24 protein-coding genes are annotated in these 21,732 nt (G+C 41.7%); 13 read left to right on the forward strand and 11 right to left on the reverse strand.

What is annotated here, in order from left to right; all coding sequences use genetic code 11:
- Window positions 1-605: methylthioribulose 1-phosphate dehydratase (locus ABWK04_07290; protein ID MEZ0361676.1), on the reverse strand; the 605-nt coding region annotated here is incomplete at its 3' end.
- Window positions 606-630: 25 nt separating this feature from the next.
- Between ABWK04_07290 and ABWK04_07295 the strand changes: the two genes are divergently transcribed.
- Both ABWK04_07295 and mtnC read left to right on the forward strand, forming a co-directional pair.
- Entirely contained in the window at window positions 631-1,191 is a 561-nt protein-coding gene (locus ABWK04_07295; protein ID MEZ0361677.1) for a cupin, read from the forward strand.
- Window positions 1,176-1,850, forward strand: a complete 675-nt coding sequence (gene mtnC, locus ABWK04_07300) for an acireductone synthase (protein ID MEZ0361678.1) — start codon at window positions 1,176-1,178, stop codon at window positions 1,848-1,850. Before ABWK04_07295 ends, mtnC begins: the two co-directional genes overlap by 16 nt.
- Before the next feature lie 19 nt (window positions 1,851-1,869).
- On the opposite strand, the gene ABWK04_07305 is transcribed toward mtnC, so the two are convergent.
- Window positions 1,870-3,126, reverse strand: a complete 1,257-nt coding sequence (locus ABWK04_07305) for a transposase (protein MEZ0361679.1) — start codon at window positions 3,124-3,126, stop codon at window positions 1,870-1,872.
- Window positions 3,127-3,250: 124 nt separating this feature from the next.
- Here ABWK04_07305 and ppa point away from each other — a divergent pair, with 124 nt between their 5' ends.
- Genes ppa through ABWK04_07325 form a run of 4 tightly spaced genes read left to right on the forward strand, consistent with a single transcriptional unit; the run spans window position 3,251 to window position 7,606 of the window.
- Complete coding sequence (ppa, locus tag ABWK04_07310) at window positions 3,251-3,778, forward strand: inorganic diphosphatase (GenBank protein ID MEZ0361680.1); 528 nt, start codon at window positions 3,251-3,253, stop codon at window positions 3,776-3,778.
- Window positions 3,775-4,740, forward strand: a complete 966-nt coding sequence (locus tag ABWK04_07315) for a KpsF/GutQ family sugar-phosphate isomerase (GenBank protein MEZ0361681.1) — start codon at window positions 3,775-3,777, stop codon at window positions 4,738-4,740. Before ppa ends, ABWK04_07315 begins: the two co-directional genes overlap by 4 nt.
- Complete coding sequence (gene dxr / locus ABWK04_07320) at window positions 4,737-5,870, forward strand: 1-deoxy-D-xylulose-5-phosphate reductoisomerase (GenBank protein MEZ0361682.1); 1,134 nt, start codon at window positions 4,737-4,739, stop codon at window positions 5,868-5,870. The genes ABWK04_07315 and dxr overlap by 4 nt, the downstream gene beginning before the upstream one ends.
- Window positions 5,867-7,606: an ABC transporter substrate-binding protein gene (locus ABWK04_07325; GenBank protein MEZ0361683.1), complete on the forward strand. Its 1,740-nt coding sequence runs from the start codon at window positions 5,867-5,869 to the stop codon at window positions 7,604-7,606. The genes dxr and ABWK04_07325 overlap by 4 nt, the downstream gene beginning before the upstream one ends.
- Here the strand turns inward: ABWK04_07325 and ABWK04_07330 are convergent.
- The 5 genes from ABWK04_07330 to ABWK04_07350 are packed head-to-tail and all read right to left on the reverse strand — an operon-like array spanning window position 7,599 to window position 11,700.
- The gene (locus tag ABWK04_07330; GenBank protein ID MEZ0361684.1) at window positions 7,599-8,837 is read right to left on the reverse strand and encodes a hypothetical protein; all 1,239 of its coding nucleotides are present in this window, start codon (window positions 8,835-8,837) and stop codon (window positions 7,599-7,601) included. The two genes, ABWK04_07325 and ABWK04_07330, sit on opposite strands and share 8 nt — an antisense overlap.
- Window positions 8,834-9,430, reverse strand: a complete 597-nt coding sequence (locus ABWK04_07335; GenBank protein ID MEZ0361685.1) for a hypothetical protein — start codon at window positions 9,428-9,430, stop codon at window positions 8,834-8,836. The genes ABWK04_07330 and ABWK04_07335 overlap by 4 nt, the downstream gene beginning before the upstream one ends.
- A 2-nt stretch (window positions 9,431-9,432) precedes the next feature.
- Window positions 9,433-10,755 carry a TldD/PmbA family protein gene (locus tag ABWK04_07340; GenBank protein ID MEZ0361686.1) on the reverse strand — a complete coding sequence of 441 codons (1,323 nt, stop codon included), beginning with the start codon at window positions 10,753-10,755 and terminating at the stop codon, window positions 9,433-9,435.
- A gap of 47 nt (window positions 10,756-10,802) precedes the next feature.
- Window positions 10,803-11,264, reverse strand: a complete 462-nt coding sequence (locus tag ABWK04_07345; protein ID MEZ0361687.1) for a DUF1641 domain-containing protein — start codon at window positions 11,262-11,264, stop codon at window positions 10,803-10,805.
- 4 nt (window positions 11,265-11,268) lie between these two features.
- Window positions 11,269-11,700, reverse strand: coding sequence for a DUF1641 domain-containing protein (locus ABWK04_07350; protein ID MEZ0361688.1), 432 nt, complete (start codon window positions 11,698-11,700; stop codon window positions 11,269-11,271).
- A 154-nt stretch (window positions 11,701-11,854) separates the two neighbouring features.
- On the opposite strand from ABWK04_07350, the gene ABWK04_07355 reads away from it, so the two are divergent.
- The 7 genes from ABWK04_07355 to ABWK04_07385 are packed head-to-tail and all read left to right on the forward strand — an operon-like array spanning window position 11,855 to window position 18,457.
- Complete coding sequence (locus ABWK04_07355) at window positions 11,855-12,826, forward strand: hydrogenase (protein MEZ0361689.1); 972 nt, start codon at window positions 11,855-11,857, stop codon at window positions 12,824-12,826.
- Window positions 12,827-12,856: 30 nt separating this feature from the next.
- Window positions 12,857-14,491, forward strand: coding sequence for a nickel-dependent hydrogenase large subunit (locus tag ABWK04_07360; protein MEZ0361690.1), 1,635 nt, complete (start codon window positions 12,857-12,859; stop codon window positions 14,489-14,491).
- Window positions 14,488-15,246, forward strand: coding sequence for a hydrogenase maturation protease (locus ABWK04_07365; protein ID MEZ0361691.1), 759 nt, complete (start codon window positions 14,488-14,490; stop codon window positions 15,244-15,246). The genes ABWK04_07360 and ABWK04_07365 overlap by 4 nt, the downstream gene beginning before the upstream one ends.
- Window positions 15,247-15,257: 11 nt before the next feature.
- Window positions 15,258-15,476 carry an AP2 domain-containing protein gene (locus ABWK04_07370; GenBank protein ID MEZ0361692.1) on the forward strand — a complete coding sequence of 73 codons (219 nt, stop codon included), beginning with the start codon at window positions 15,258-15,260 and terminating at the stop codon, window positions 15,474-15,476.
- Entirely contained in the window at window positions 15,476-16,657 is a 1,182-nt protein-coding gene (locus ABWK04_07375) for a tetratricopeptide repeat protein (GenBank protein MEZ0361693.1), read from the forward strand. Before ABWK04_07370 ends, ABWK04_07375 begins: the two co-directional genes overlap by 1 nt.
- On the forward strand, window positions 16,641-17,468 hold the full coding sequence (locus ABWK04_07380) for a NifU family protein (protein ID MEZ0361694.1): 828 nt from the start codon (window positions 16,641-16,643) through the stop codon (window positions 17,466-17,468). Before ABWK04_07375 ends, ABWK04_07380 begins: the two co-directional genes overlap by 17 nt.
- Entirely contained in the window at window positions 17,387-18,457 is a 1,071-nt protein-coding gene (locus tag ABWK04_07385; GenBank protein MEZ0361695.1) for an NHL repeat-containing protein, read from the forward strand. Before ABWK04_07380 ends, ABWK04_07385 begins: the two co-directional genes overlap by 82 nt.
- Here ABWK04_07385 and ABWK04_07390 read toward each other — a convergent pair.
- The 4 genes from ABWK04_07390 to ABWK04_07405 all read right to left on the reverse strand — a co-directional run.
- Window positions 18,447-18,935, reverse strand: coding sequence for a V4R domain-containing protein (locus ABWK04_07390; protein ID MEZ0361696.1), 489 nt, complete (start codon window positions 18,933-18,935; stop codon window positions 18,447-18,449). The genes ABWK04_07385 and ABWK04_07390 overlap by 11 nt on opposite strands.
- Window positions 18,932-20,128: an FAD-dependent oxidoreductase gene (locus ABWK04_07395; GenBank protein ID MEZ0361697.1), complete on the reverse strand. Its 1,197-nt coding sequence runs from the start codon at window positions 20,126-20,128 to the stop codon at window positions 18,932-18,934. Before ABWK04_07395 ends, ABWK04_07390 begins: the two co-directional genes overlap by 4 nt.
- A 14-nt stretch (window positions 20,129-20,142) precedes the next feature.
- Entirely contained in the window at window positions 20,143-21,288 is a 1,146-nt protein-coding gene (gene sat / locus ABWK04_07400) for a sulfate adenylyltransferase (GenBank protein MEZ0361698.1), read from the reverse strand.
- A partial coding sequence (locus ABWK04_07405) for an SAM-dependent methyltransferase (GenBank protein MEZ0361699.1) occupies window positions 21,285-21,732 on the reverse strand: 448 nt, incomplete at its 5' end. The genes sat and ABWK04_07405, both read right to left, overlap by 4 nt.

Genomic DNA, 21,732 nt, shown 5'->3' on the forward strand with positions numbered 1-21,732 from the left:
TACTTTCCTGAAATTATAGCGAGTTTAAGTTCACACTCAAAGAGAAATTCCAAAGCCTCAAGTTTAACAAATGCTTCAATCACATGTCTGCCCCATACGTAAACACCGTGAGATCTGAGAAGAAAACCTACGCTTTGCGGATGTGTTTTTAGATAACTCTCTACTTCCCGTGCAAGTGTTGGCATGTCTTGGGAATTTTCAAAAATGGGAATACTCACTTTGGTATCATGAGTATCTATCCCATCAAAAGCCTTCAAAAGCTCGTATCCGTCAAGATTTATCACACCTTTGGCTATCCTTGATATCACTGTAGCGTTAGGTGAATGAACATGCATGATGCAAAAAGCTGAAGGCACGGCGCTATATATGGCAACGTGCAGTAAGGTCTCGGCCGAAGGCTTGCTTTCCCCACTTTTAGGATTTCCTGATATATCAACAACTAAAAAATCCTCCTCCTTTATCTTACCCTTGTGCTTACCCGATGGAGTTATCAAAAAGCTACTATCATCTAACCTCAATGAAAAATTCCCACTGGTTGCGGGAAGCCAACCCCTCAGATAAAGCTCCTTTATAACCTCTACGAGTTGCTTTAAGTCCTCGCTCATAAACCAATATTGTATAATAGAAAGCATGAGCTTGCTTGTTATTTATGACGAAAAGGGTAATTTTCTCGGTGCGGAGAAAGAACATACAAAAATAAGTGAGGATCTTGAAAAGTTGGGTGTGATCTTCCAAAGGTGGCGGACAAAATCCATACAAAAGGAAGCTCTTCAAGAGGATATACTTGAAGCATACAGAGATGAAATTGAGAATATAAATAGAACTTTCAATTTTGTATCAATGGATGTGGCAAGCATAACACCAGACCATCCTAAGAAGGATGAATTGAGGAATATGTTCCTAAAGGAACATACTCATTCAGATTTTGAAGTGCGTTTTTTTATAGATGGGGTTGGTAGTTTTTACCTTCACATAAAGGACAAAGTTTACGCTGTGGTGTGTGAAAAAGGGGATTTTATAAGCGTTCCAGCGGGCGTTCGTCATTGGTTTGATATGGGGAAAACACCATTTTTCAAAGCCATACGATTCTTTTCCATTCCAGAAGGATGGGTAGCAAACTTTACAGGCAGTGACATATCAAAGATCATTCCTGATCACGACAGTTTAGTTAGCTCATGGCTGAAATCTTAGCGGTACTTACCGATATAGAAGGGACTACTTCATCTATCTCTTTCGTGAAGGAAGTACTTTTCCCTTACTCAAAGCAAAAACTTCAAGGCTTCCTAAAAAGGCACTGGGAAGATGAAAATGTAAAGTCTCTTTTGGGAGAACTTTTTGAAAAATTTGGAAGGGAATTGACTCTTGAAGAGGTAGTAAGACTTCTTACAGAATGGATAGATGAGGATAGAAAAGAAAGTGTTCTTAAAGAGCTTCAGGGTCTCATATGGGAATATGGCTATAAAATTGGGGAGCTTAAAGGACACATATACAAAGATGCTTATGAGAAGTTAAAAGAGTGGTACAGCAAAGGTATAAAACTCTATGTTTTTTCTTCAGGATCTGTAAAAGCGCAGAAGCTCCTCTTCTCCCACACTGAGTATGGGGATATCACATACCTCTTTTCAGGATATTTTGACACAAGGACAGGGAGTAAAAAAGACGAGCGATCTTATGCAAAGATAGCTCAGGCTATAGGTTTTAAACCCCAAGAGATACTTTTCCTCTCGGATGTTGAAGAGGAACTCAATGCGGCAAAGAGTGTAAACATGCGCACAGTAAGGTTAATGAGAGATAAAGAAGTGCCTTCAAAACACACCGCGGTAAAGGATTTTTACTCTATTGAGCTTTGAACTGAGTGACCTCCTCTTCTCAATAACTTGAGGAGCTTCCTGCTTCAACGAGGTAGCTTACACAAATATAGGGGTTAGACCCCAGTATTCGTGCAGAGGCGGACCTCTCCGCAGGCGTCAGCTTGGGTCGGTCCAACCCTACCACCCTTAAGGCGGGTGAGACCTTTTTAAGCATCACAAGACACGCATTCAAATCCCTGTCTATCTTGTTGCCACACTCAGGACAGAAAACTGTCCTGTCAGAAAGCTTAAGATTTTCAAAGTATGCTCCACACTTAGAGCATACTCTTGAGGTTGGCTCAAAGCGGTCAATCTCAAGGACAGGCAGGAGGCTGGAACTCAACCTCTCTCTCAGCTTTCCTATCCCTGAGTATTGAACCGCTCTTGAAAACCAGCCTTTATGCCATGAGCTAATGCTGTCTTGCTGAAATACTACCATGCTGTAGAGCTTTAAAAAAGCAATAATCTTGTTTATAGCATCCTTTCTTCTGTTTTCAATCCTCTCATACTCTCTTACCAGTTTTTGTCTTACTTTTTCTCTATTCTTTGAGCCTTTCTTCTTTTTTGCAAGCTCTCTCTGTAGCCTTTTAAGTCTTTTGCTTTCTGCCACCTCAAAGTCAATCTTTATGCCATTAGAAAGTGTTAGCCTGTCCTTTACTCCAAAATCTATTGCCACAGGTTTTTCTAAAATAGCTCTTTCCTCTCTCGGCACAAAGCAAGTAATCTGGATATAGTAGCCTGAAGGTTTTCTTACCAGCACCGCCTTTGAGAGTTCTGCATTTTCAGGTATCTGGTGTAGCCCAAGCACTCTGAAAGAGCCAAGCTTTTGAAGATGTATTCTGTTTTTCTTAAAGTCTATTTTGTGAGATACTCCATACTGCTTGAAAGGTATGGAATTGACTTTCTTCTTTGGCTTTAACCTGCCTGCCCGCTTGCCTTTTTCCTTAAGCTTTGCAAGTCCTTTTATGTTGTCTTTTATCCTATCCGCAATTTCCTGTTTGACCTGCGAACCAAGGATTTCAAGTTTTCTTTCCTCAAACTCCTCACCTTTCTTGACGCTTACTACCTTTACCTTACTACCATCTATCGCAAATATGTCATCTTGATGTATAGCCCAGTTGTAGAGCCATTTTGCTTCCAGAAACGCCTTGAGGAGCTTCTCTTCCTTTGCCTTTGAAATGTTCTGGAGTTTAAGACAGTAGGTTCTTGCTATTTGAAATTTCCTTCTTTCTTTGGTTTCCCTGAGAGTTTCCTTGATTTTTTCAAATTTTGTCATGATGTTTGTCCCAGTATGGCACATTTTGAATAGTTTGTCAAGTAGTTCCAGCCATTCATCTCTCCTTTAAAAAGGAGAGCCTTCTGGCTTGAGTGTCGTAAAATTTTTATAAGGAGGTGACGGTATGAACATCAGGAATATACCACCGGGAAAGAACCCACCGGAAGATATTTATGTAGTAATTGAGATTCCACAAGACAGCCCCATAAAGTACGAGCTTGATAAAGAAAGTGGATCTGTATTTGTTGACAGATTTCTCTTTACAGCCATGCACTATCCTTTCAATTATGGCTTTATACCCCAAACCTTAGCTGATGACGGCGATCCTGTGGATGTACTTGTAATATCAAGATATCCCGTTACCCCCGGAAGCGTCATAAGGTGTAGACCTATAGGCGGACTTGAGATGAAGGACGAGGAAGGTATAGATACAAAACTCATAGCTGTACCACATACTAAGGTAGACCCAACTTATGATTCAGTAAAGTCCGTTGATGATCTTCCCAAAGTGCTACTTGATAGGATAAAACACTTCTTTGAACACTATAAAGAGTTGGAACCCGGCAAATGGGTAAAGGTGGAAAGTTTTAAAGGCATACAGTTTGCGCTGGAGGAGATCAAAAAGGGTATAGAAAAATATAAAAGCTCATGAAGGAGGATATACTCAAGAAAGCAAGGAAAGTCTTTGAGATAGAGATAGAGGAACTCTCAAGATTGAGAGATAGCCTTGACGAGAGCTTTGTTAAAGCTGTGGAAATAATCCTTGCTTGTGAAGGTAAGATTATCACAACAGGTGTAGGAAAGTCGGGTCACATAGCACAGAAAATAGCATCTACGTTGTCAAGTACTGGCACTCCTGCACACTTTTTGCACCCTTCCGAAGCTCTACACGGTGATTTAGGTGTAATAGACTCAAGGGATACGCTCCTTGCCATATCCAACAGTGGAGAGTCTCCGGAAGTCGTATCTCTTATACCCTATGTAAAACTTTTAAAAGTTCCCATAATAGCCATAACGAATAGAAAAGATTCAACACTCGCCAAGTATGCGGACGTTCATCTTTTTTTGAATATTAAAAAAGAGGCATGTCCGCTTGATCTTGCACCTACAAGCTCTTCCACCGCATCATTGCTTTTGGGTGACGCCCTTGCTATGGTACTTCTTGATCTGAGAGGTTTCACAAAGGAAGATTTTGCTATGAGACACCCAGCGGGGAGTCTGGGAAGAAAGCTGAGAGTTGTGAGAGAACTCTATCACACAGGTGACAGTATGCCCGTAGTTTATGAAAATACTCCCATGCCTGACGTCATAATAGAGATGACGAGTAAAGGTTTTGGTGCAACCGCAGTAATTGATGAAAAGGGAAAGCTGGTTGGAATAATAACGGATGGTGATCTTAGAAGGTTTGTAAGGAAGGGAGGGAACTTTAACGAAAGTACTGCAAGAGATGTGATGACAAAAAACCCGAAGACTGTAAAACCAGATGAACTTGCAGCGGAAGCTCTCAAGAGGATGGAGGAATATAAGATAACTGTCCTCATAGCTGTAGATGGCGATGGCAGACCAGAGGGTATAATACACATGCATGACATACTAAGAGCGGGTGTTTTATGAGAAAATTGAGCGTACTTGGTTCTACAGGCTCTGTAGGAAGTCAAACCCTTGATGTGATCCGATCAAAAAGGGATGAGTTTGAACTCGTTGGACTCGTTGCAAGAAAAGCATCCGAAAAACTTCTCATGCAAGCGATAGAGTTTAAGCCTCTTTATGTAGTTTCCTACGAAGAGCCTTCAAAAGATTGGTTAACGAGTCTACCGAAAGAGACTACTTACGTAAAAGGTCACGAAGGATTGATGCAAGTCATAGAAGCCTCCGATACTCTCATGAATGCTATATCGGGGGTTGACGGTATCATCCCCACTTATCATATTCTCACAAAGAATAAGAGACTTCTTGCTTCCAATAAAGAGTCCATAATATGCTTAGGAGATCTGGTTAAAAACAAGAGAGGTATGATCCTGCCGGTGGATAGCGAACATAACGCCCTTTTTCAGCTTCTGTCTTTCGTGAGTAAAGAAGATATAAAAAAAGTCTATCTTACAGCGTCAGGAGGACCTTTCAGAAATAGATCCATTAAAGATCTAAAAGCTGTCACAGTTGAGGAGGCTCTAAATCATCCAAGATGGAAGATGGGAGCAAAAATAACTGTTGATTCCGCAACTTTGATGAATAAGGGAATGGAAATGATAGAGGCTATAAACCTCTTTGATCTTTCCGTTGACAGTATAGAAGTGGTTATACATCCCCAAAGCGTAGTTCACGGGATCGTAGAACTGAAGGATGGGAGTTTTCTCTTTCACGTGTCTCAAACAGATATGAAAGTACCCATATTACATGCTCTTTTTTATCCAGAAAGAAGGGATTATCCCTTTGAGAGAAAAAATCTTTTAGAGCTTTCACCTATAAGCTTTGAACAGGTTGACAGAGAAAAGTTTAAAGCTCTGTATCTTTGCAGGTGGGTAGCGGAGATGGGTGGTGCCTACATCCCCGCTTTGGTCGGTGCTGATGAAGCCGCTGTTGAGATGTTTCTAAAGGGTAAAATAGGATTTTTGGACATTGCGAATTTGGTAGAGGATGTACTGAGCATGCTAAATCTTCCTGATCCGGAGAACATAGAACAACTGCTTTATATAATAAGCTGGGCATACGAGAAGGTTAAAGAGGTCTCGGAGAGATACGGATGAAAAACATGTTCTTGGCTATGGCTTTTGTGTTTGCTTCTTTTTTACCCTTTTATCTTTCTTCATCACCTTCTTCTAAAAGTGTTAGTTTTGTGAAGTTGGATCCATCCGAGTTTCATCCCACAGAAGGAAAAGAGGGCGGGAGCTTGCACTTTATACTCAACGGGGATCCTAAAACGCTAAACCCAGTAGTAGCTCAAGAGACCACCTCTACTTCAGTTATAGACTATCTCTTTACGGGACTCACAAAAATGGATCTCAAAAGTATGAAGGTAGTTCCCGATCTTGCACAAAACTGGGAAGAGTACGATGGAGGAAGGCGCTACGTGTTTCATCTGAGGAAGGATGTAAAGTGGAGTGACGGTACACCGTTCAGCGCTGACGATGTGGTATTCACATACAGGGACGTTTATCTCAACAAAGACATTCCCAATTCAACTGCAGATATGCTAAGAGGGGTGATAAAGAACGAGAAAGATGTGGAGAGCTTTGTAAGAAAATTGGACAACTACACAGTGGAGTTCCGCCTGCCGACAGCTTTTGCACCCTTTCTAAGTGTTTTGAGCGCACCTATACTACCCAAACACAAACTTCAAAGGTATGTCAAAGAAGGAAACTTTCCCACTGCGTGGAATGTGGACACTGACCCAAAGGAGATAGTAGGAACGGGTCCTTACGTGATAAAAAGATACGTAAAGGGGCAGTTCGTTGAGTACGAAGCAAATCCTTACTATTACGAAAGGGATAAATACGGTGACAAATTACCCTATATAAAGAGTATGACAGGTATAATAGTGCAAGATCCAGATACAGCCCTTTTGAGATTCTCCACAAAGGATGCTGACTATATCGGTGTGAGACCTCAAGACCTCTTTTTTATATCAAAGATAAAATCCATCACACTTTACGATCTTGGTCCCACACCTTCTACCACCTTCTTGGTGTTTAACCAAAATCCAAAAGCCAAGATACCAACCTATAAACTCAGGTGGTTTCAAAATAGGACTTTCAGACAAGCTATATCCCACGCTATAGACAGGGAGGGTATATGTTATTTAGTATACAATGGTATGGCAAAGCCTCTTTACACCCCAATAACGCCCGCTAACAGACCCTATTACGAGGAACATTACTATCCAGAATTTAGGTACGATCTTAGGCTCGCTAAAAGTATGCTTGAAAGCATAGGCTTTAAAGACAGGGATGGCGATGGAATTCTTGAAGACCCTCAGGGACATAAACTTGAGATAGTACTGCTCACAAATGCGGGTAACAAGGAAAGGGAAACCATAGGAAACATCATAAAGGAAGATCTTGAAAAGATAGGAGTAAAGGTGATCTTCAGACCTATAGATTTCAATACTTTAGTATCAAGATTAAGCGCACCACCTTATGAGTGGGAAGCTGTAATTATAGGGCTTACGGGATCTTTAGATCCGTATTTTGGCAGGAACGTGTGGCACTCGTCAGGCACACTTCATATGTGGAATCCTAGACAGAAAAGTCCACAAAACAAATGGGAAAAGGAGGTAGATGAACTCTTTGACAAAGGAGCGCAGGAGATGAACCCCGAAAAGAGAGTCCAGATATATAAAAGAGCCTTCTGGATAATAACCCAAGAACAACCCATGATCTTCATAGCAACTCCCAAGAGTATGCTTGCAGTTTATCCCAGATTCGGTAACTTCTTTCCTACCGTGTGGGGATGGTACAAGAGCGAAATGCTTTTTGTCAAGTGATGAGTTCTTTAAGTCTCTCCCTGAGCGCTTTAGAAGCTTCTTCCCTAACTATAGAAGCAACATCTATAAGAGAAATCTGTCTGTTCACTTCCTCTTTTATTACCTTTTCAATTATAGAAGTTATTGGAAATCCTTGCATTACACCTTTTAGTGCATCTTCTATGAGTTTTTGCGAAAGGATATCTTTTATGTGTTCCTTAAGAGCTTGCTCAAGATCATGTCCCACAATACTGATAGGCTCTTTTGCAGGTTCTGTTTCTTGCACTGGAAGTTCTTCCGTCTTTTGCTCTTTGAAAAGCTCATCTAAAAGCCCAAGTACCTCTTTTGATACTTCCTCCTCTGGTGCAGGTGAAGTTTCTGCAGGAAGCTGGGAAATCTCTTCATGAGATGGAACCGTTAAAAGCTCCCTTACCTTTTCTAAAGCTCTCCCGAGCTGTGCCTCTCTTGAAAAGGAATACTTATTAGGAAGGGGAATTTTATCTACATCTATGGTAAAGAGGTCATCTATTAGAAGGATATAAGGCTTTTGGGATATCTCTTCCTTTTGGGACATATCTATAAGAGCTTTTTGAGCTATCATACCTGATATGGTATCAAAAATGATCAGATCGGCTTCTTTTGCCTTATCCATAGCTTCCTTTACATTCTTGACATTTACGATTTCGTAATCCGTTCCGAGCGTAGCTTTTATCGTATCAGTTAAAGCACTGTCAAAAGACACTATTAACACTTTTTTACCAGATTCGCTCGCTTTTGTCTGAGGTGAAGAAAAGGATGGTGTTTCTATTTGTGTAAACTCTACTATTGGTTCCTCTGTTTTAGGTATCTCCGTGAAGCTTTCTATCTGAGGCAACTCCATAAGTTCCTCAACCTGAGGAGTCTCGGGAATTTCTTGAGGTTCTTCCAAGATAGCTTCCTTTATTCTGCTTGTAGCCTCTTCTCGAGGCAACTTTACCTTTTTTTTAACTAATATGTTATTCATATCAACTGGAAAAAGTTCATCAACAAGCACCACATATTTGGCTTCTTTGAACTTTTTCTGATACATATTATTTATGTCCTCTTCAGATATGGAACCTGATATGGCATCGTACACTACAGCATCCACATAACCAGATACAGTATTTACAGCCTCTTCCCCGTTCTTTACATCTATGACTTCGTATTCCCTGAGAGCTTCCTTAATACCTTTTACAAGGCTTTTGTCAAAGGACACGACGAGTATTTTCATACCTTACCCCCATACCTTTTAAGTATATCATCAAGTATTCCTTTTGCTCTTTCAAGACTTTCTTGTGGTATGATCTTACTGGTAGAAAGAGCCAACCTGAGAGCCTTAAGGTGATTGACTAAACCTTCCTCCATTCCTGAGTTACCTGTTGTTAAGATCGGTGAAGTATAAAGAAGGAAAAGTCCCACGACAAGGAATAAAGCGCCTGAAAGAAGCACACCGAAAGACAGAGGATTTTGCATAAAGAAATAAATATATTCACCTAAGGTAGGGTTTTTTACGTATATGTAAACCTCGTTACCAGCCTTGTCTTTGTAAAGATCCGATGAATACATACTCTCATCAAACACCTTGAACAAATTTTCGGTAGTTATCACTCTTCCTTCTTGAGTTTTCATTATTATAGCTGAGTATTCGGGATATAAAGGCTTAGAGGTTGGTTTATTTCTGTAAATATCAAGTATGAAGTTTGCCATGTCGGTATTTATCTTTCTTTGCCTGTCTTTAGCGTAAAGCTCGAAGGAGGTTAGACATCCCAAAAGTATGAGGAGAACACCAAGTAGGGAAAAGATCAATCCTAAAAGTTTTTTCATGATCACCCACCCACGGTCAGTTTTTCTATGAGAATAGATGGAGAGCCTACATTAGCGTAGAAAGTAAGATCTTTGCCAACTTTCACAACCTTCTTCCATAGTTCAAGTACGTTACCGCTCAGCGTAACTCCCCTCACGCTTTTCTCCTTTTTCCCTCTATTATAAATTATACCCGATGCGCCCAATGAAAAGTCCCCAGATACGGGATCAACTGTGTGCAACCCCATAAGGTCAAGTACGAGAAAAGTTTCATCGTAAACATTTAGGAGTTCTTCAAGATCCGCATCCCCTGGCTCTATGTAAAGGTTAGTAATGCCACAATGCGGTAAAGTTCTAAAGCTATCCCTTAATGAGTTTCCAGTAGATCTGGTGCCTAATTTCTTCGCTGTGTATAAGTTGTGAAGAAAGCCTTTCAGTACACCCTTCTCTATGAGGAACTTTCTTTCTGTCTTTATTCCCTCAGCATCAAAAGGAAAACTCATAAAACCGTTCTTTAGCGTACCATCATCCAGTATATTCATTTTTTCCGAAGAAACGTTTTGCCCTACTTTATCCTTAAGCAGGGTTTTGCCTTTGAGCAAAGACTCTCCCGAAAACATATCGCTGAAAGCTTCAAGTAGTACAGCCGATGCTTCGCGAAAAAGCACTACGGATACAGCTTTTGTTTCGTAGGGTTCTGGATTCAATAATGAGGTGGCTTTAAAAACAACATCCTTTATCATACCGTCAAAATCAAGATCTTTCAACCTCCTTGCACTTCTAAAGTCATAAGATATGGACGCATCACCTCCGTATTCAGCAAGGGCTGACACGGATGATGTGTAAAAGGTACTTTTATAGTAATACTCAAGACCACACGAATTGTAACAATACGTTTCAACCTCTTTTTCTTTAAAACTAACTTTCCTTACACCCTTTATCCTATCATCCAAGCTTTTTACCGCTTTCTCTAAAGAGAGTGTAAGCTCTATTTTTTCTTCCGAAGACATCGCTGTGGCTTCTTTATCATACAGGTAAGAGGTATACCCTTGAGGTCCATTACAGTTAAAGTAAAAACCCTCATCCTTAGGAGTAAGTTCGCATATCTCAATCGCTCTTCTTACGCAGTCTTTTATAGTATCTTCCTTAAGCTCCGTAGTGTAAGCAAATCCCATTTTTTTATCCTTTAAAACCCTTATACCGACACCTGATTCTTTGGCTTTAAGAAAGTTCTCAAGCCTTTCGTCGCAAACCTCTATAACCTGTTTACTTGTCACTTCCATATAGATCTCGTATTCAAAGGATGGCTTGATGTATTTAGAAACTAATTCTTTTATGTTCTCCATATGATAGATTTTAACCTCATTTTTTTAAGAATTGGGGCGGAAGGCTCTCAGTCCTTCCTATCCCCAAAAAGGGAGGCTATGTTTTTTAAGAGAGTGAACATAAAGCCTAAGGCTATCTGAACCTGGGGATCCCTAAGCTCTCTGTAAATTCCGAGCAATCCTACCTTCTTTTTGTATTTCTTCATCTCTTCGTAAGCTCTGTAATTTGCTCTTGCAAAGTCTGCAAGATTACCAAGCTCAAGCACCCCAAATAGCTCTCTTACCATAAGATCCATCCTGCGTAAACCATCTGAGATGGCTCTCCTTCTCTCTTCTGTATCGGTTTCGTGAATGGATTTCCTAAGGTCCTCTCTACTTTCCACATATTCGTGCAGTATTTGTGCAAAGTAAGCAAGAGCATCCATGCTTGAAAGAAAGATAGTAAGATGTCTTATGTTTTCATCCTTTTTAAAGTAAGCCTCAACAAGTTCATCTTCAGGTCTCCGTAAAAAGACATATCCGTTGTTCATATCTTCACCTCATGGAAGACCCTATATTTTTGAGCGCAAGAAGGACAAAGGCTAAGGCTCTCTGTATGTCGGGATCTGTCATTGCTCTGACTATCCCAGTTATACTTGTCCTGTAATCGTGTTCTTTCACTTCTTTGTATGCTTCCAAAACCCCATTTAAGGCTTTGCTTATATTTTCCTTACCCAATACATCTATAGCCGTATAAATAAGCTGAAGGATACCCTTCATACCGTCTTCAGACTCTCTGAACTTTTCCCTAAAACGTATAACTTCTGAGCTTAAGGATTCCAGAATAAAAGGAGTCCTCTGCATAAGCTCCTCAAGAGAGGAGAGTAAAAAGTTAATAACTTCCAGTTTATCTATCAGCTGACTAAGCTGTTCGTTAGCCTCACCTACCGTGAGACTTTCCATAAGGGTAGAGTTATGATAGCTCATGGCTTACCTCCTTACACGAATTTCTCCTTGAAATATATATGAATACTCGTTCGTTGTCTATAAGTTTTACTTATGAGAGGTATAAGAAAATTGAATGGACATTCATTTAATAGGATTTATCATTGTGAAGTAAATACCTTTGGAGGTGCGTATCATGGCTACGGTTCTTTGGCTGCACGGTGGTGCTTGTAATGGCAACACCATGTCCTTTTTAAATGCTGAATATCCTTCAGTTTGCGATCTCGTGACGGATTTTGGGATAGAGATACTATGGCATCCTTCTGCAGGGCTTGAGATGGGCAATCAGGTTCAGGCACTTCTCAGAGATATAGTTAATGAAAAGATACCTTTAGATATATTCGTCTTTGAGGGTACTGTAGTTCTTGGACCTAACGGGACTGGCAGATACAACATGTTTGCAGGAAGACCTATGAAGGACTGGGTATATGAGCTTGCTCACGTAGCAAAGTTTGTCGTTGCAGTAGGAAACTGTGCATGCCAGGGAAACATACCGGCTGTTCCCCCAAATCCCACAGAATCCACAGGGCTTCAGTTTCATAAGACAAAAAAGGGTGGATTTCTCGGTGAAAACTTCGTATCCAGAGGAGGACTTCCTGTTATAAATATCCCCGGCTGTCCTGCTCACTATGACTGGATAACTCAAGTGTTGGTTGCTTTGGCAGTTGGCAGAGCCGGGGATATAGAGCTTGACGAGTACAACAGACCGTTGACCTTCTTCAAAACCTTCTCACAAACAGGTTGTACGAGGGTTCAGTTCCATGAATGGAAGATATCCGCTGAAGAGTTCGGGCAAGGAACTAGGAAGGGCTGTCTCTTCTATGAATTAGGATGTAGGGGACCTCTTACCCACGCTCCTTGCAACAGGATCCTGTGGAACGGTGTAAGTTCAAAACAGAGGTCAGGACATCCTTGCATAGGTTGTACAGAATTCGCATTCCCATGGTTTGATCTTGCACCCGGTACCATATTCAAGACGCAGAAAGTTGCCGGAGTAATACCCAAGGAGGCTGTTTATGAATCTGATAAGCTCACTTATATGCTGCACGCCATGACTGCAAGGATAGCAGCACCAAAGTGGGCAACCGAAGACATTTTTGTGGTTTGATTTTGAAAAAACTCTAAGGAGGTACGTATCATGGCTACAAAGCAACACTTAGTTATAGACCCTCTGGCGAGGCTGGAGGGTGATGTTAGAGCTGACGTGTTCGTGGAAGACGGACACGTCGCGGATGTTCAGGTGGAGGCTGTAATGTTCAGGGGCTTTGAGATCATACTGCGCGGGAAAGATCCTCTTGCAGGTCTCATTGTTACGCCTAGGGTGTGTGGTATATGCGGAGGAAGTCATTTATATAAAGCCTGTCAGGCTATTGATACCGCATGGAGGACGGAGGTTCCACCTAATGCTTGGCATATAAGGAATATAGCACAAGCTTGTGAGACACTTCAGTCCGTTCCAAGATGGTACTACGCTATATTCGCAATAGACTTCGTGAATAAGAACTATGCTAAAAGCAAGCTTTACGATGAGGTAGTAAAAAGGTGGGCACCTTTTGTGGGAACCTCTTATAAGATAGGACTTGAGATATCCGCCCTACCTGTAAAGGTATACGCCATGTTCGGAGGTCAATGGCCGCACTCGAGCTTTATGGTTCCCGGAGGTGTCATGTGTGCTCCTCAGCTTGACCATATAACTAGGGCTTATGCACTCCTTGAGCGTTATAGAACCGAGTGGCTTGAGAAAGTATGGCTCGGTTGCTCCGTGGACAGATGGCTCGAAAATAAAACCTGGGACGATGTTCTAAAGTGGCTTGACGAAAGTGAAAGTCATAGGACCTCTGATTGTGGTCTTTTCATAAGGTTCTGCCTTGAAAACGGGCTTGATAAGTACGGGGCTGGAGTAAATGCCTTTTTAGCCTGCGGTACTTACATAGATCCCGAATTCTATCCAGTATCCACCATAGAAGGCAGGAATCAAGCTCTACAAGCTCCTTCCGGTGTAGTATACAACGGTAAGTATTACGTCTTTGACCAAATGAATGTGAGAGAAGACATCACACATTCTTACTTTGAAGGTTCTTCATTGCTCCATCCATGGGAAGGTGAGACTGTACCCCTCGATCCGGATGTAGCCAAAAAGCAGGGCAAGTATTCATGGGCAAAGTCTCCCAGATATCTCATAGATGGCAAACCTGTACCCCTTGAAGCAGGACCGTTAGCAAGGCAAGTAGTTGCCGGATATGAAGAGGCAAAATCCGCATGTAACGCGTCCGGATGCATAGAACACGCTATAGATCCCCTATTTAAGAACATAGTGAACAAGATAGGACCGAGCGTTATGGTGAGAGTGCTTGCAAGAATGCACGAAGCAGTGAAATATTACAAGTGGGTGAAAGCCTGGCTTGCCAAGGTAAATTTTGACGATGATAGGTTCTACAAAAAGCCTAAAGAGCTTCCAGAGGGCAAAGGGTACGGAGGTACTGAAGCGGCAAGGGGAGCGCTTCAAGACTGGATAGTAATAGAGAACGGAAAGATAAAGAACTATCAAATAGTTACACCAACGGCGTGGAACATAGGACCGAAAGACTCCAAAGGTCAAATGGGTCCTATAGAGAAAGCTATCGTGGGTGCCCCCATAAAGAATCCAGAAGATCCAATAGAAGTGGCTCATGTGGCTAGAAGCTTTGACTCTTGTTTGGTCTGTACGGTTCATGTATATGACAAAAAGCGCGGGAAGGAGATAGCGAGATATAAACTGGGTACTTTCAAATGAGGAAAGTTGTTATAGTGGGGTGTGGAAACCCTTTACGCGGGGATGATGGGGTGGGTCCGCGCTTTGTAAGGTATCTTTGGGAGCGCGGGCTCCCTCCTAATGTAAAGCTCGTAGATGGCGGAACATCCGGTATAGATGTAATCTTTCATATGGAAAATGCCGATGAAGTAATAATAGTGGATGCATGCAGTACCGATCAAGAACCAGGTACGATTTTTTGCGTACCTTCAGAAGAAGTTGAAGAGCTTCCAACCATAGAGGAAGCAAACCTTCACTCAATAAAATGGTATCATGCCATAGCTTTAGCCAAATACCTCTTAAACGGGAAGTATCCTCGGAAGGTAAGCGTATACCTAATTGAAGGTAAAAACTTTGAGATAGGAGAGGATTTGTCATTGGAGGTGAAGAAAGCCATGGAAGAGCTTGCGGACTACGTAATGAAGATGCACGATATACAAGGGAATCATGCTGTAGAGGTGGAGCTTACAGAAGAAGGATACATAGTTATACCCTCTCACATAGCAAATAAGTACTTTAGCGATTGTATGAGCGTACTTGTAGTTCCTAAGGGTATGCAATTTACGATCATTCCATTACCTACCAACGTGCAGGGAGGCTTACTCTTAAAGAGAATAAACAAAGAAGGTTGCAAAGCAGTTCTCGTGTGGGAACTTCTGCCTGCGGGAATATCTCCGGGGAAGAAAAAAGCAGTTTGGGACGAAGAAGAAAAGGGGTTGGTAGTATCTCTTATGTAAGGAGGACCATCATGTTTAAAGAAAAGGCACTAATAGCTGAAACTTTTGTAGAAGAAAAAGATGGACAGTGGAGTGTTTTTATAGAAGTCCTTTTCAAAGATGAACTGGTAAAGTACGAAGTGGGAAGGTACTTTACTAAAGAGAAGGCGCAGATGGCGGCGAGCTATATAAAACGATGCGCTAACAGAGACATTCCGTATATTAACGACGGTTTAGGAGGGTGCTGTTAATGGACTGGAAAGGTGTGTTCCCTCAGCCTGTAGGCATCCTCCCTTATCCTTTCAATTTTCTCATACTTCCCTATTCAGAAAGATGGAAGAACTGTATCAATTCCGTTCTATTGCTAAAATTTGATGACATTCCACCAGAATGGGACTTTCTTCCTGCGGTTAAAAACGGCTTGTGGGAAACTGCCTTTCGCAAGCTCTCAGATTTACAGGAAGATGACTTGAAAAACTATAATCTATCTTTGCTAACTGGTGAAAGGAGAAAGATAAGAGATCAGGTGCTTGAATATATGCTAAACATTGCCTTTTTCAAGGATTTTGACATAAAAGATACGGGAAGGGATGACCTTAATGCTCTTATACTTTACAGTAAGGCACAGACTTTTGAAGAGCAGGGTAAAACAGAAGATGCCCTTTCACTCCTCGAGAGTGCATTAAAACTCGTCAAAAGCATATCTCCCATTTTTGAAGCCTTAATACTCTTTAAAAAGACAAAGCTTCTTATTGAACACAGAGGGGTAAGTTACGCTGCAGTTATGCTTTTTGAAGAATTGCAGAGAAAATTGTCAGATACAGGCGCTGACTATTTGAAAGCTGAGATTTCCTTCAATTTAGGAAATGCCTATTCCTCCTTAGGGAATTTAACCAACGCTGTAAAGTATTATTGGGAAGCTCTTGAATTTTTCACATACGAAAAAAACCCTTACATGTATGCTCTCATAAACAACAACATGGGGTTGGCTCATCTCTCCGTGGGTGCTGTAGATCTTGAGGATCAGGTAAGGTTAGCTTACGGTGTGCAGTGCCTGAAGAAAGCACTTAAGGTGTTTACCAAAAATGCCTATCCCAAAGAATGGGCAAGTACCACAATGAACTATGCTAATGCCCTCCAGTACCTACCAACAGGAGACCCTGTAAAAAACCTTCTCAAGGCTTTGGATCTTTACAGGGAGGTATTGGATCACCGCATGAAGATGGGGGATGAAGTAGGTTGTGCACGCACCTTAGCTAACATGGGTAACGCCCTCGCTCATCTTGGTAAACTTTCGGAAGCAAAGGAGCATCTTATCAAAGCTCTTGAGATCTTCAAAAAATACGGTATGGAAGAAGAGATAAGCGGTATTTTGGACATACTTGAGGAAATAGATACGCTTATGGAGGTACGTAATGACGGAAGATCTTAGATTTGAGAAGCTTGCTGAAAAAATAGACGATCTTATAAAGAAAGTGCGGGATTTTGACGATGAGAAAAGGGAAGTTGTTAGTGAACTTATAAATAGCATTGAGGAGTTTACGCGAATAGCCCTCCTAAAATTGGTAAAGCTACTCAAAGAAGATATAGTAGGCAAAGAGTTTCTCCTCAAAGCTGTAAAAGAGCCGGAGATTTACGCACTTCTTTTAAAGCACCGCATAATAAAGGAGGATGAAAAAACAAAAGCGATAAAAGCTCTTGAGCTTATAAAACCTTATGTAAGGTCTCACGGTGGGGATGTGGAATTTGTGGACTTAAAAGATAGAACACTCTATGTAAGATTAAGGGGAGCATGCGTTGGTTGTTCGCAAGTTTCCTTCACGCTCCAACAGACAATCCTCGAGGCGGTACAGAGCTTTGTTCCTTACATTGAGAGGGTGGAGCTGGCAAAAGATACGCCATCCGAAGCTCTTTTTGATCTCTCAGACAAAAAGAGTAACTACGTTAGAGCCTTTGAAGTTCGGGAGCTAAAAGAAGGGCGGATGTGCAGATTTTTAAATGAAGGGCTTGATGCAGTTGTAGTGTTGTGGGAGGGTAGAGTTTATGCATACAAAAATTCCTGTGTCCATCAAGGATATCCTCTGCACGAAGGAGAGATAAAAGAAGACGGTGTATTGATCTGTCCATGGCACGGTTTTGAATACAGAATAACCTCTGGAGAATGTTTGAATTTACCTTACGTACAGTTAGAGCCTATACCTACGAAAATAGAAGGTGGTTACCTGTGGTTAAAGATACGCTAAAAATTGAACTCTTAAGTGTCATAGGTGCATCTTCAGAAAGAGGTATGCGCGTACCAGATGCTAAAGCTTCAGCGTACACTCTGTATGGTCCAAGGGGCGTATTCCTCAAAAACGATGTGCTTATAGTTTCGGATACGGGAAACCACAGGGTGCTTATATGGAAAGGTGTTCCGATTTCAAGTAAACCTGCGGATGTAGTGCTTGGACAGAGGGACTTTTACGGTGACTCCCCCAATGCATGTGGAGATGTAGAAAGGGGTCTTTTTATGCCAACTGGCGTTTTTTTATCTGATGATGGGAAGTTTTTCATAGCTGATGCGTGGAACCACAGGGTATTGATGTGGGAAAAGTTGCCGGAGGAGAATTTTTCAAAACCTCACCATGTAATAGGTCAGAGTAACCTCAAACAGGTTGACAGAGGTATGCTTTTTTGGTGCTTTGGCGTTTTTTATGATAGTAGCGGTTTTTATGTGTGTGATACGGGGAACAGGCGCATACTGCGATGGAAAGATATACCTGACAGTATGCAAATTCCTGACGATATTTACGAAGGATTTAGTTGGCCTCATTCAATTTGCAGGATGGATAATCGCTTTTTTGTGGCGGATGCTGGCACAGGCGTGAGTAAAGTTTATGTATTTGAAACCTCTTTAAAGGATGCATCACTTTGTAGCTTCTATATAGGACATAAGGAAGGGTGTGACGAATTCAGTCTGAATCTGCCTTATGGCGTAGGTGCAGACGATGACCTGCTTTTTGTTGCAGATACCTCCAATAACAGAGTGCTTATTTTTAAAGAGTTGGGGAAAGATGTAAAGCCTGTAGCGGTTGTCGGACAAAGGAATTTTTTTGAATGCGGAGAGAATCGTTGGGAAAGAGTTGATGAGTACTCCCTTTGCTGGCCTTACGCCGTTTTTGCAGTAGGTAAGATATTTCTTGTTGCTGATACAGGGAATAACAGGGTGCTTATTTATAAGCTTAGTATTTGAGTCTTATCTCAAAGACACATCTTTCCTTACCTTGTGCTTGGCACTCAATTTCCTTACAATCCCATTCTTTACCTGTTACTTCTTCAAACACACCTGCCATAGCACCGCTCAAAGGCATACAAACAGGCTTTTTGTTTTCCACACCTTGAGCAAATATAGAATCTCTTACCCTGAAAAGTATATGAGAATTGGATACATTATACTCCTCAACTTTACATATACCTGTCTCTTCAAGAAAGGCACACACGTAAGGTACAACCTTTTCTATAGTAGGATTTATCTCGCCGGCTATGTTCTTTATGTAAGCGCCTGCCATTTTACCCGCCTTTTTACCAGAAAATACAAGAAGTCCACCTATACCGAAACCGGACAACTTTATAAGCTGTGAATAAAACTCCTTTATAGGTCCCTTAGGGATTATGACGCCTTCTTCCCTCAAGAATATGCGCACTTTTGAAAGAACTTCCGCATCCTTCATTGGCACACCTCCTGCTTTATGGACATTATTTCGTTAATTATTTCCCCGTATGATGGGTGGGCAAGACAAAGGTATTCCTCTAAGTCCTTTCCAAGAAGTGTCGCACAGAGGTTTAGTATTTCGCTCACCTCGTTACCTATAACACAACAGTAAACGAGCCTACCTGTATCATCAAAACCCACCTTAATGATACCGTTATTTTCCGTAACGTAATACTTAGGATTGATCCCGAGGGATTTGGTAATTAACACCCTGGCATCCTTAATGTCACCTACAAAACCTATTTGGTAAGCTGATGATATTATGACTGGTACTTTTCTGTGATCAAAGCTTTTCTCTTTACCTTGAAGGATATTATGGACCGCAACTTTCGCTTTTTCAAAAGCGTAGCCCGCACCCATGGGTGATATTATATCACCTACCGCAAAGATACCACCTGTCGTAGTCTCCAAAAAAGCGTCACTCTTTACAAAGCCTTTTTCATCAACGCCTACAAAAGGAAATCTTTCCTGACAGAAGTTAGGAACTCTACCTGTAGCCCTTATTACAATATCCGCATTCACTTTCCTTAAGCTTTCTACTATTTCCACGCCATGCTCTTCCAACTTATTTTCCAGCTTTTGAGCAAACTCTTCAGGTATATTTTCGTACCCCTTCAGAACCGTATCTCTCCTTACAAGATAAACCTTAAAACCGAAGGAGCGCAGTATAAAGGCAAGCTCGCATCCTGCCGCACCACCTCCAACTACACACACATTACCTTTTGGAAGAATCAGACCTCTAAGAATATCTTCTGGAGATATGCCAGGTTCCCTTTGTTTGGAACCACACGCAAGAATTATGTGCTGAGCTGTTAATCTTCTGCTCCCCACTTTTACCACACGTTCGTCTATGAGTTCACCTTCACCCTCAATGTAAGTTAATCCCTTTGAGACGAGACTTTTGAGCGCCGTATCCCTTATTTCTATCACCTTCCCCTGTATTCTTTGAACCGCTACCTTCCATTCTGGTTTGCTTTCACTGAGGGCGAGTTTATAAAGCCCCTCTTTTGGTATACATCCCGCATTCAGGCAGACACCTCCAAAAAGGGATTTTTCCACAAGGGCAACCCTTTTCCTCTTCTCAAGAAGTAGCTTTGCGCTCATATAACCTCCTGGACCGCTCCCTACAATTATCGTATCAAAATACTCCATAGGATAATTTTAAATTATGAATGAATATTCGTCAAGTTTTGTACATCCATTAGAAGGTGTGCTATATCTCTCCTTATCATTTCATCCGGAGGTAAAACACCTTTCCTAAGCATATCCCTTATCTTTGTCATGCTTACATATACCCTTTCCTCTTCACCATGGCCACAGCTCTTTTCTGATGCCATACAATCACAGTTCTTGCAATAAAAAACTGCTGAAACCCTTATTATTTCTATACCTATGTCTTTTGGAAGCCTGTCAAATATGCGATGGGCTTCATAAGGATCGTAAAAGTTCCCAACGCCGGCATGGTCCCTTCCCACTATGAAATGCGTACATCCAAAATTTTTCCTTACTAAGGCATGAAATACAGCTTCTCTCGGTCCAGCATACCTCATAGCTGTAGCGAGACCAGAAAGAAGAACCCTTTTCTTAGGGTAATAGTTGTTTATCAAATATTCGTAAGCTGTGAGTATCGTTTGTGGGTCAAAATCGTCTGACTTTCTCCAGCCTAAAACTGGGTTTATAAACAAACCATCTGCCACTTCTAAGCCTATCCTCTGCAAATACTCGTGAGCTTTGTGGGGTGCGTTCCTTGTTTGGAAACCTACAACAGTTTTCCAACCCCTATACTCAAAAATCTTCCTAGTCTCCTCTGGTTCGAGTATCCAATCTCTTAAAGGGTGGTTTATCCTTTCCAATAGCCACACATCTCCCCCAACAGCCCACTCCCCCTTTGAGTAAAGGAGTTTAACCCCTGGATGCTCCTCACTTTCGGTTCCCCACACGAGCTTTGCTATAAGGGGAAGGTCTATTTTGTATACCTCTCTAATATCAACGACAGCCTTTGCCTTTCCCTCTTCATCCTGCAGGACTATTCTCTCTCCCACCTTTGGCTTTTCTTTAAATTGCAGTATTATGGGTATGGTCCATACAGTTCCGTCAGGCAGGCACATATTGTAACCTACAGAAAGTAGCTCCTCGCCTGTCATAAATCCTTTGATGGGAGAGAAAACGCCAGTTGCTATATTTTCCACATCCAAAAGAGCATCCAAGCCTACGGTAATCTTAGGCAGGTCCCTTATCTCCTCAAGGATTTTGAGCTTTTCCTTTTCAGGTACAACCCTATTTACAAGCTCTCCACCGTGCGGTTCTATCATGTCTTTGCCTCCTCTAAATGTTTTTCAAAAAGCAAGTTTCTTGTCTTCACCACCTCACCCACCACCATAACAGCAGGGGGTCTCACCTCAGGTGGGTTCTCAGAAAGCTCCTTAAGGCTTGTAATAACTACCTTCTGCTCCTTCGTTGTTCCCCTCTCTATAAAGGCTACGGGTTCTTTCGGCTCTCTCCCCACGCTTATTAACCTCTTTGCTATCTCCTGCCTGTTTGAAACCGCCATAAGAAAGACAAGGGTGTTTATCCCCTTCAGGCTCTCCCAGTCTATGCTTGAACTTCCTTTCTTTGGGTCCTCATGCCCAGTTATGACGGCAAAGGAAGAAGATATGCCTCTAAAGGTCAAAGGAATGCCTGCATAGGCTGGCACCGCTATGGCGGAGCTTATACCCGGAACCACTTCAAACTCTATGCCATGCTGTGCCAAAAAG

This window comes from Hydrogenobacter sp. (assembly GCA_041287335.1).
Classification (GTDB): Bacteria; Aquificota; Aquificia; order Aquificales; family Aquificaceae; genus Hydrogenobacter.

What these genes read in the sequence shown, in the direction of transcription:
- ABWK04_07330 (MEZ0361684.1), bottom strand. Translation starts at nt 8,837, where the DNA reads ATGAAAATACTCGTCGTGTCCTTTGACAAAAGCCTTGTAAAAGGTATT.
- ABWK04_07395 (MEZ0361697.1), bottom strand. Translation starts at nt 20,128, where the DNA reads ATGGAGTATTTTGATACGATAATTGTAGGGAGCGGTCCAGGAGGTTAT.
- ABWK04_07325 (MEZ0361683.1), top strand. Translation starts at nt 5,867, where the DNA reads ATGAAAAACATGTTCTTGGCTATGGCTTTTGTGTTTGCTTCTTTTTTA.
- sat (MEZ0361698.1), bottom strand. Translation starts at nt 21,288, where the DNA reads ATGATAGAACCGCACGGTGGAGAGCTTGTAAATAGGGTTGTACCTGAA.
- ABWK04_07345 (MEZ0361687.1), bottom strand. Translation starts at nt 11,264, where the DNA reads ATGAACAACGGATATGTCTTTTTACGGAGACCTGAAGATGAACTTGTT.
- ppa (MEZ0361680.1), top strand. Translation starts at nt 3,251, where the DNA reads ATGAACATCAGGAATATACCACCGGGAAAGAACCCACCGGAAGATATT.
- ABWK04_07315 (MEZ0361681.1), top strand. Translation starts at nt 3,775, where the DNA reads ATGAAGGAGGATATACTCAAGAAAGCAAGGAAAGTCTTTGAGATAGAG.
- ABWK04_07305 (MEZ0361679.1), bottom strand. Translation starts at nt 3,126, where the DNA reads ATGACAAAATTTGAAAAAATCAAGGAAACTCTCAGGGAAACCAAAGAA.
- ABWK04_07340 (MEZ0361686.1), bottom strand. Translation starts at nt 10,755, where the DNA reads ATGGAGAACATAAAAGAATTAGTTTCTAAATACATCAAGCCATCCTTT.
- ABWK04_07355 (MEZ0361689.1), top strand. Translation starts at nt 11,855, where the DNA reads ATGGCTACGGTTCTTTGGCTGCACGGTGGTGCTTGTAATGGCAACACC.
- mtnC (MEZ0361678.1), top strand. Translation starts at nt 1,176, where the DNA reads ATGGCTGAAATCTTAGCGGTACTTACCGATATAGAAGGGACTACTTCA.
- ABWK04_07360 (MEZ0361690.1), top strand. Translation starts at nt 12,857, where the DNA reads ATGGCTACAAAGCAACACTTAGTTATAGACCCTCTGGCGAGGCTGGAG.
- ABWK04_07335 (MEZ0361685.1), bottom strand. Translation starts at nt 9,430, where the DNA reads ATGAAAAAACTTTTAGGATTGATCTTTTCCCTACTTGGTGTTCTCCTC.
- ABWK04_07365 (MEZ0361691.1), top strand. Translation starts at nt 14,488, where the DNA reads ATGAGGAAAGTTGTTATAGTGGGGTGTGGAAACCCTTTACGCGGGGAT.
- ABWK04_07350 (MEZ0361688.1), bottom strand. Translation starts at nt 11,700, where the DNA reads ATGAGCTATCATAACTCTACCCTTATGGAAAGTCTCACGGTAGGTGAG.
- ABWK04_07370 (MEZ0361692.1), top strand. Translation starts at nt 15,258, where the DNA reads ATGTTTAAAGAAAAGGCACTAATAGCTGAAACTTTTGTAGAAGAAAAA.
- ABWK04_07390 (MEZ0361696.1), bottom strand. Translation starts at nt 18,935, where the DNA reads ATGAAGGATGCGGAAGTTCTTTCAAAAGTGCGCATATTCTTGAGGGAA.
- ABWK04_07295 (MEZ0361677.1), top strand. Translation starts at nt 631, where the DNA reads ATGAGCTTGCTTGTTATTTATGACGAAAAGGGTAATTTTCTCGGTGCG.
- ABWK04_07380 (MEZ0361694.1), top strand. Translation starts at nt 16,641, where the DNA reads ATGACGGAAGATCTTAGATTTGAGAAGCTTGCTGAAAAAATAGACGAT.
- dxr (MEZ0361682.1), top strand. Translation starts at nt 4,737, where the DNA reads ATGAGAAAATTGAGCGTACTTGGTTCTACAGGCTCTGTAGGAAGTCAA.
- ABWK04_07375 (MEZ0361693.1), top strand. Translation starts at nt 15,476, where the DNA reads ATGGACTGGAAAGGTGTGTTCCCTCAGCCTGTAGGCATCCTCCCTTAT.
- ABWK04_07385 (MEZ0361695.1), top strand. Translation starts at nt 17,387, where the DNA reads ATGTTTGAATTTACCTTACGTACAGTTAGAGCCTATACCTACGAAAAT.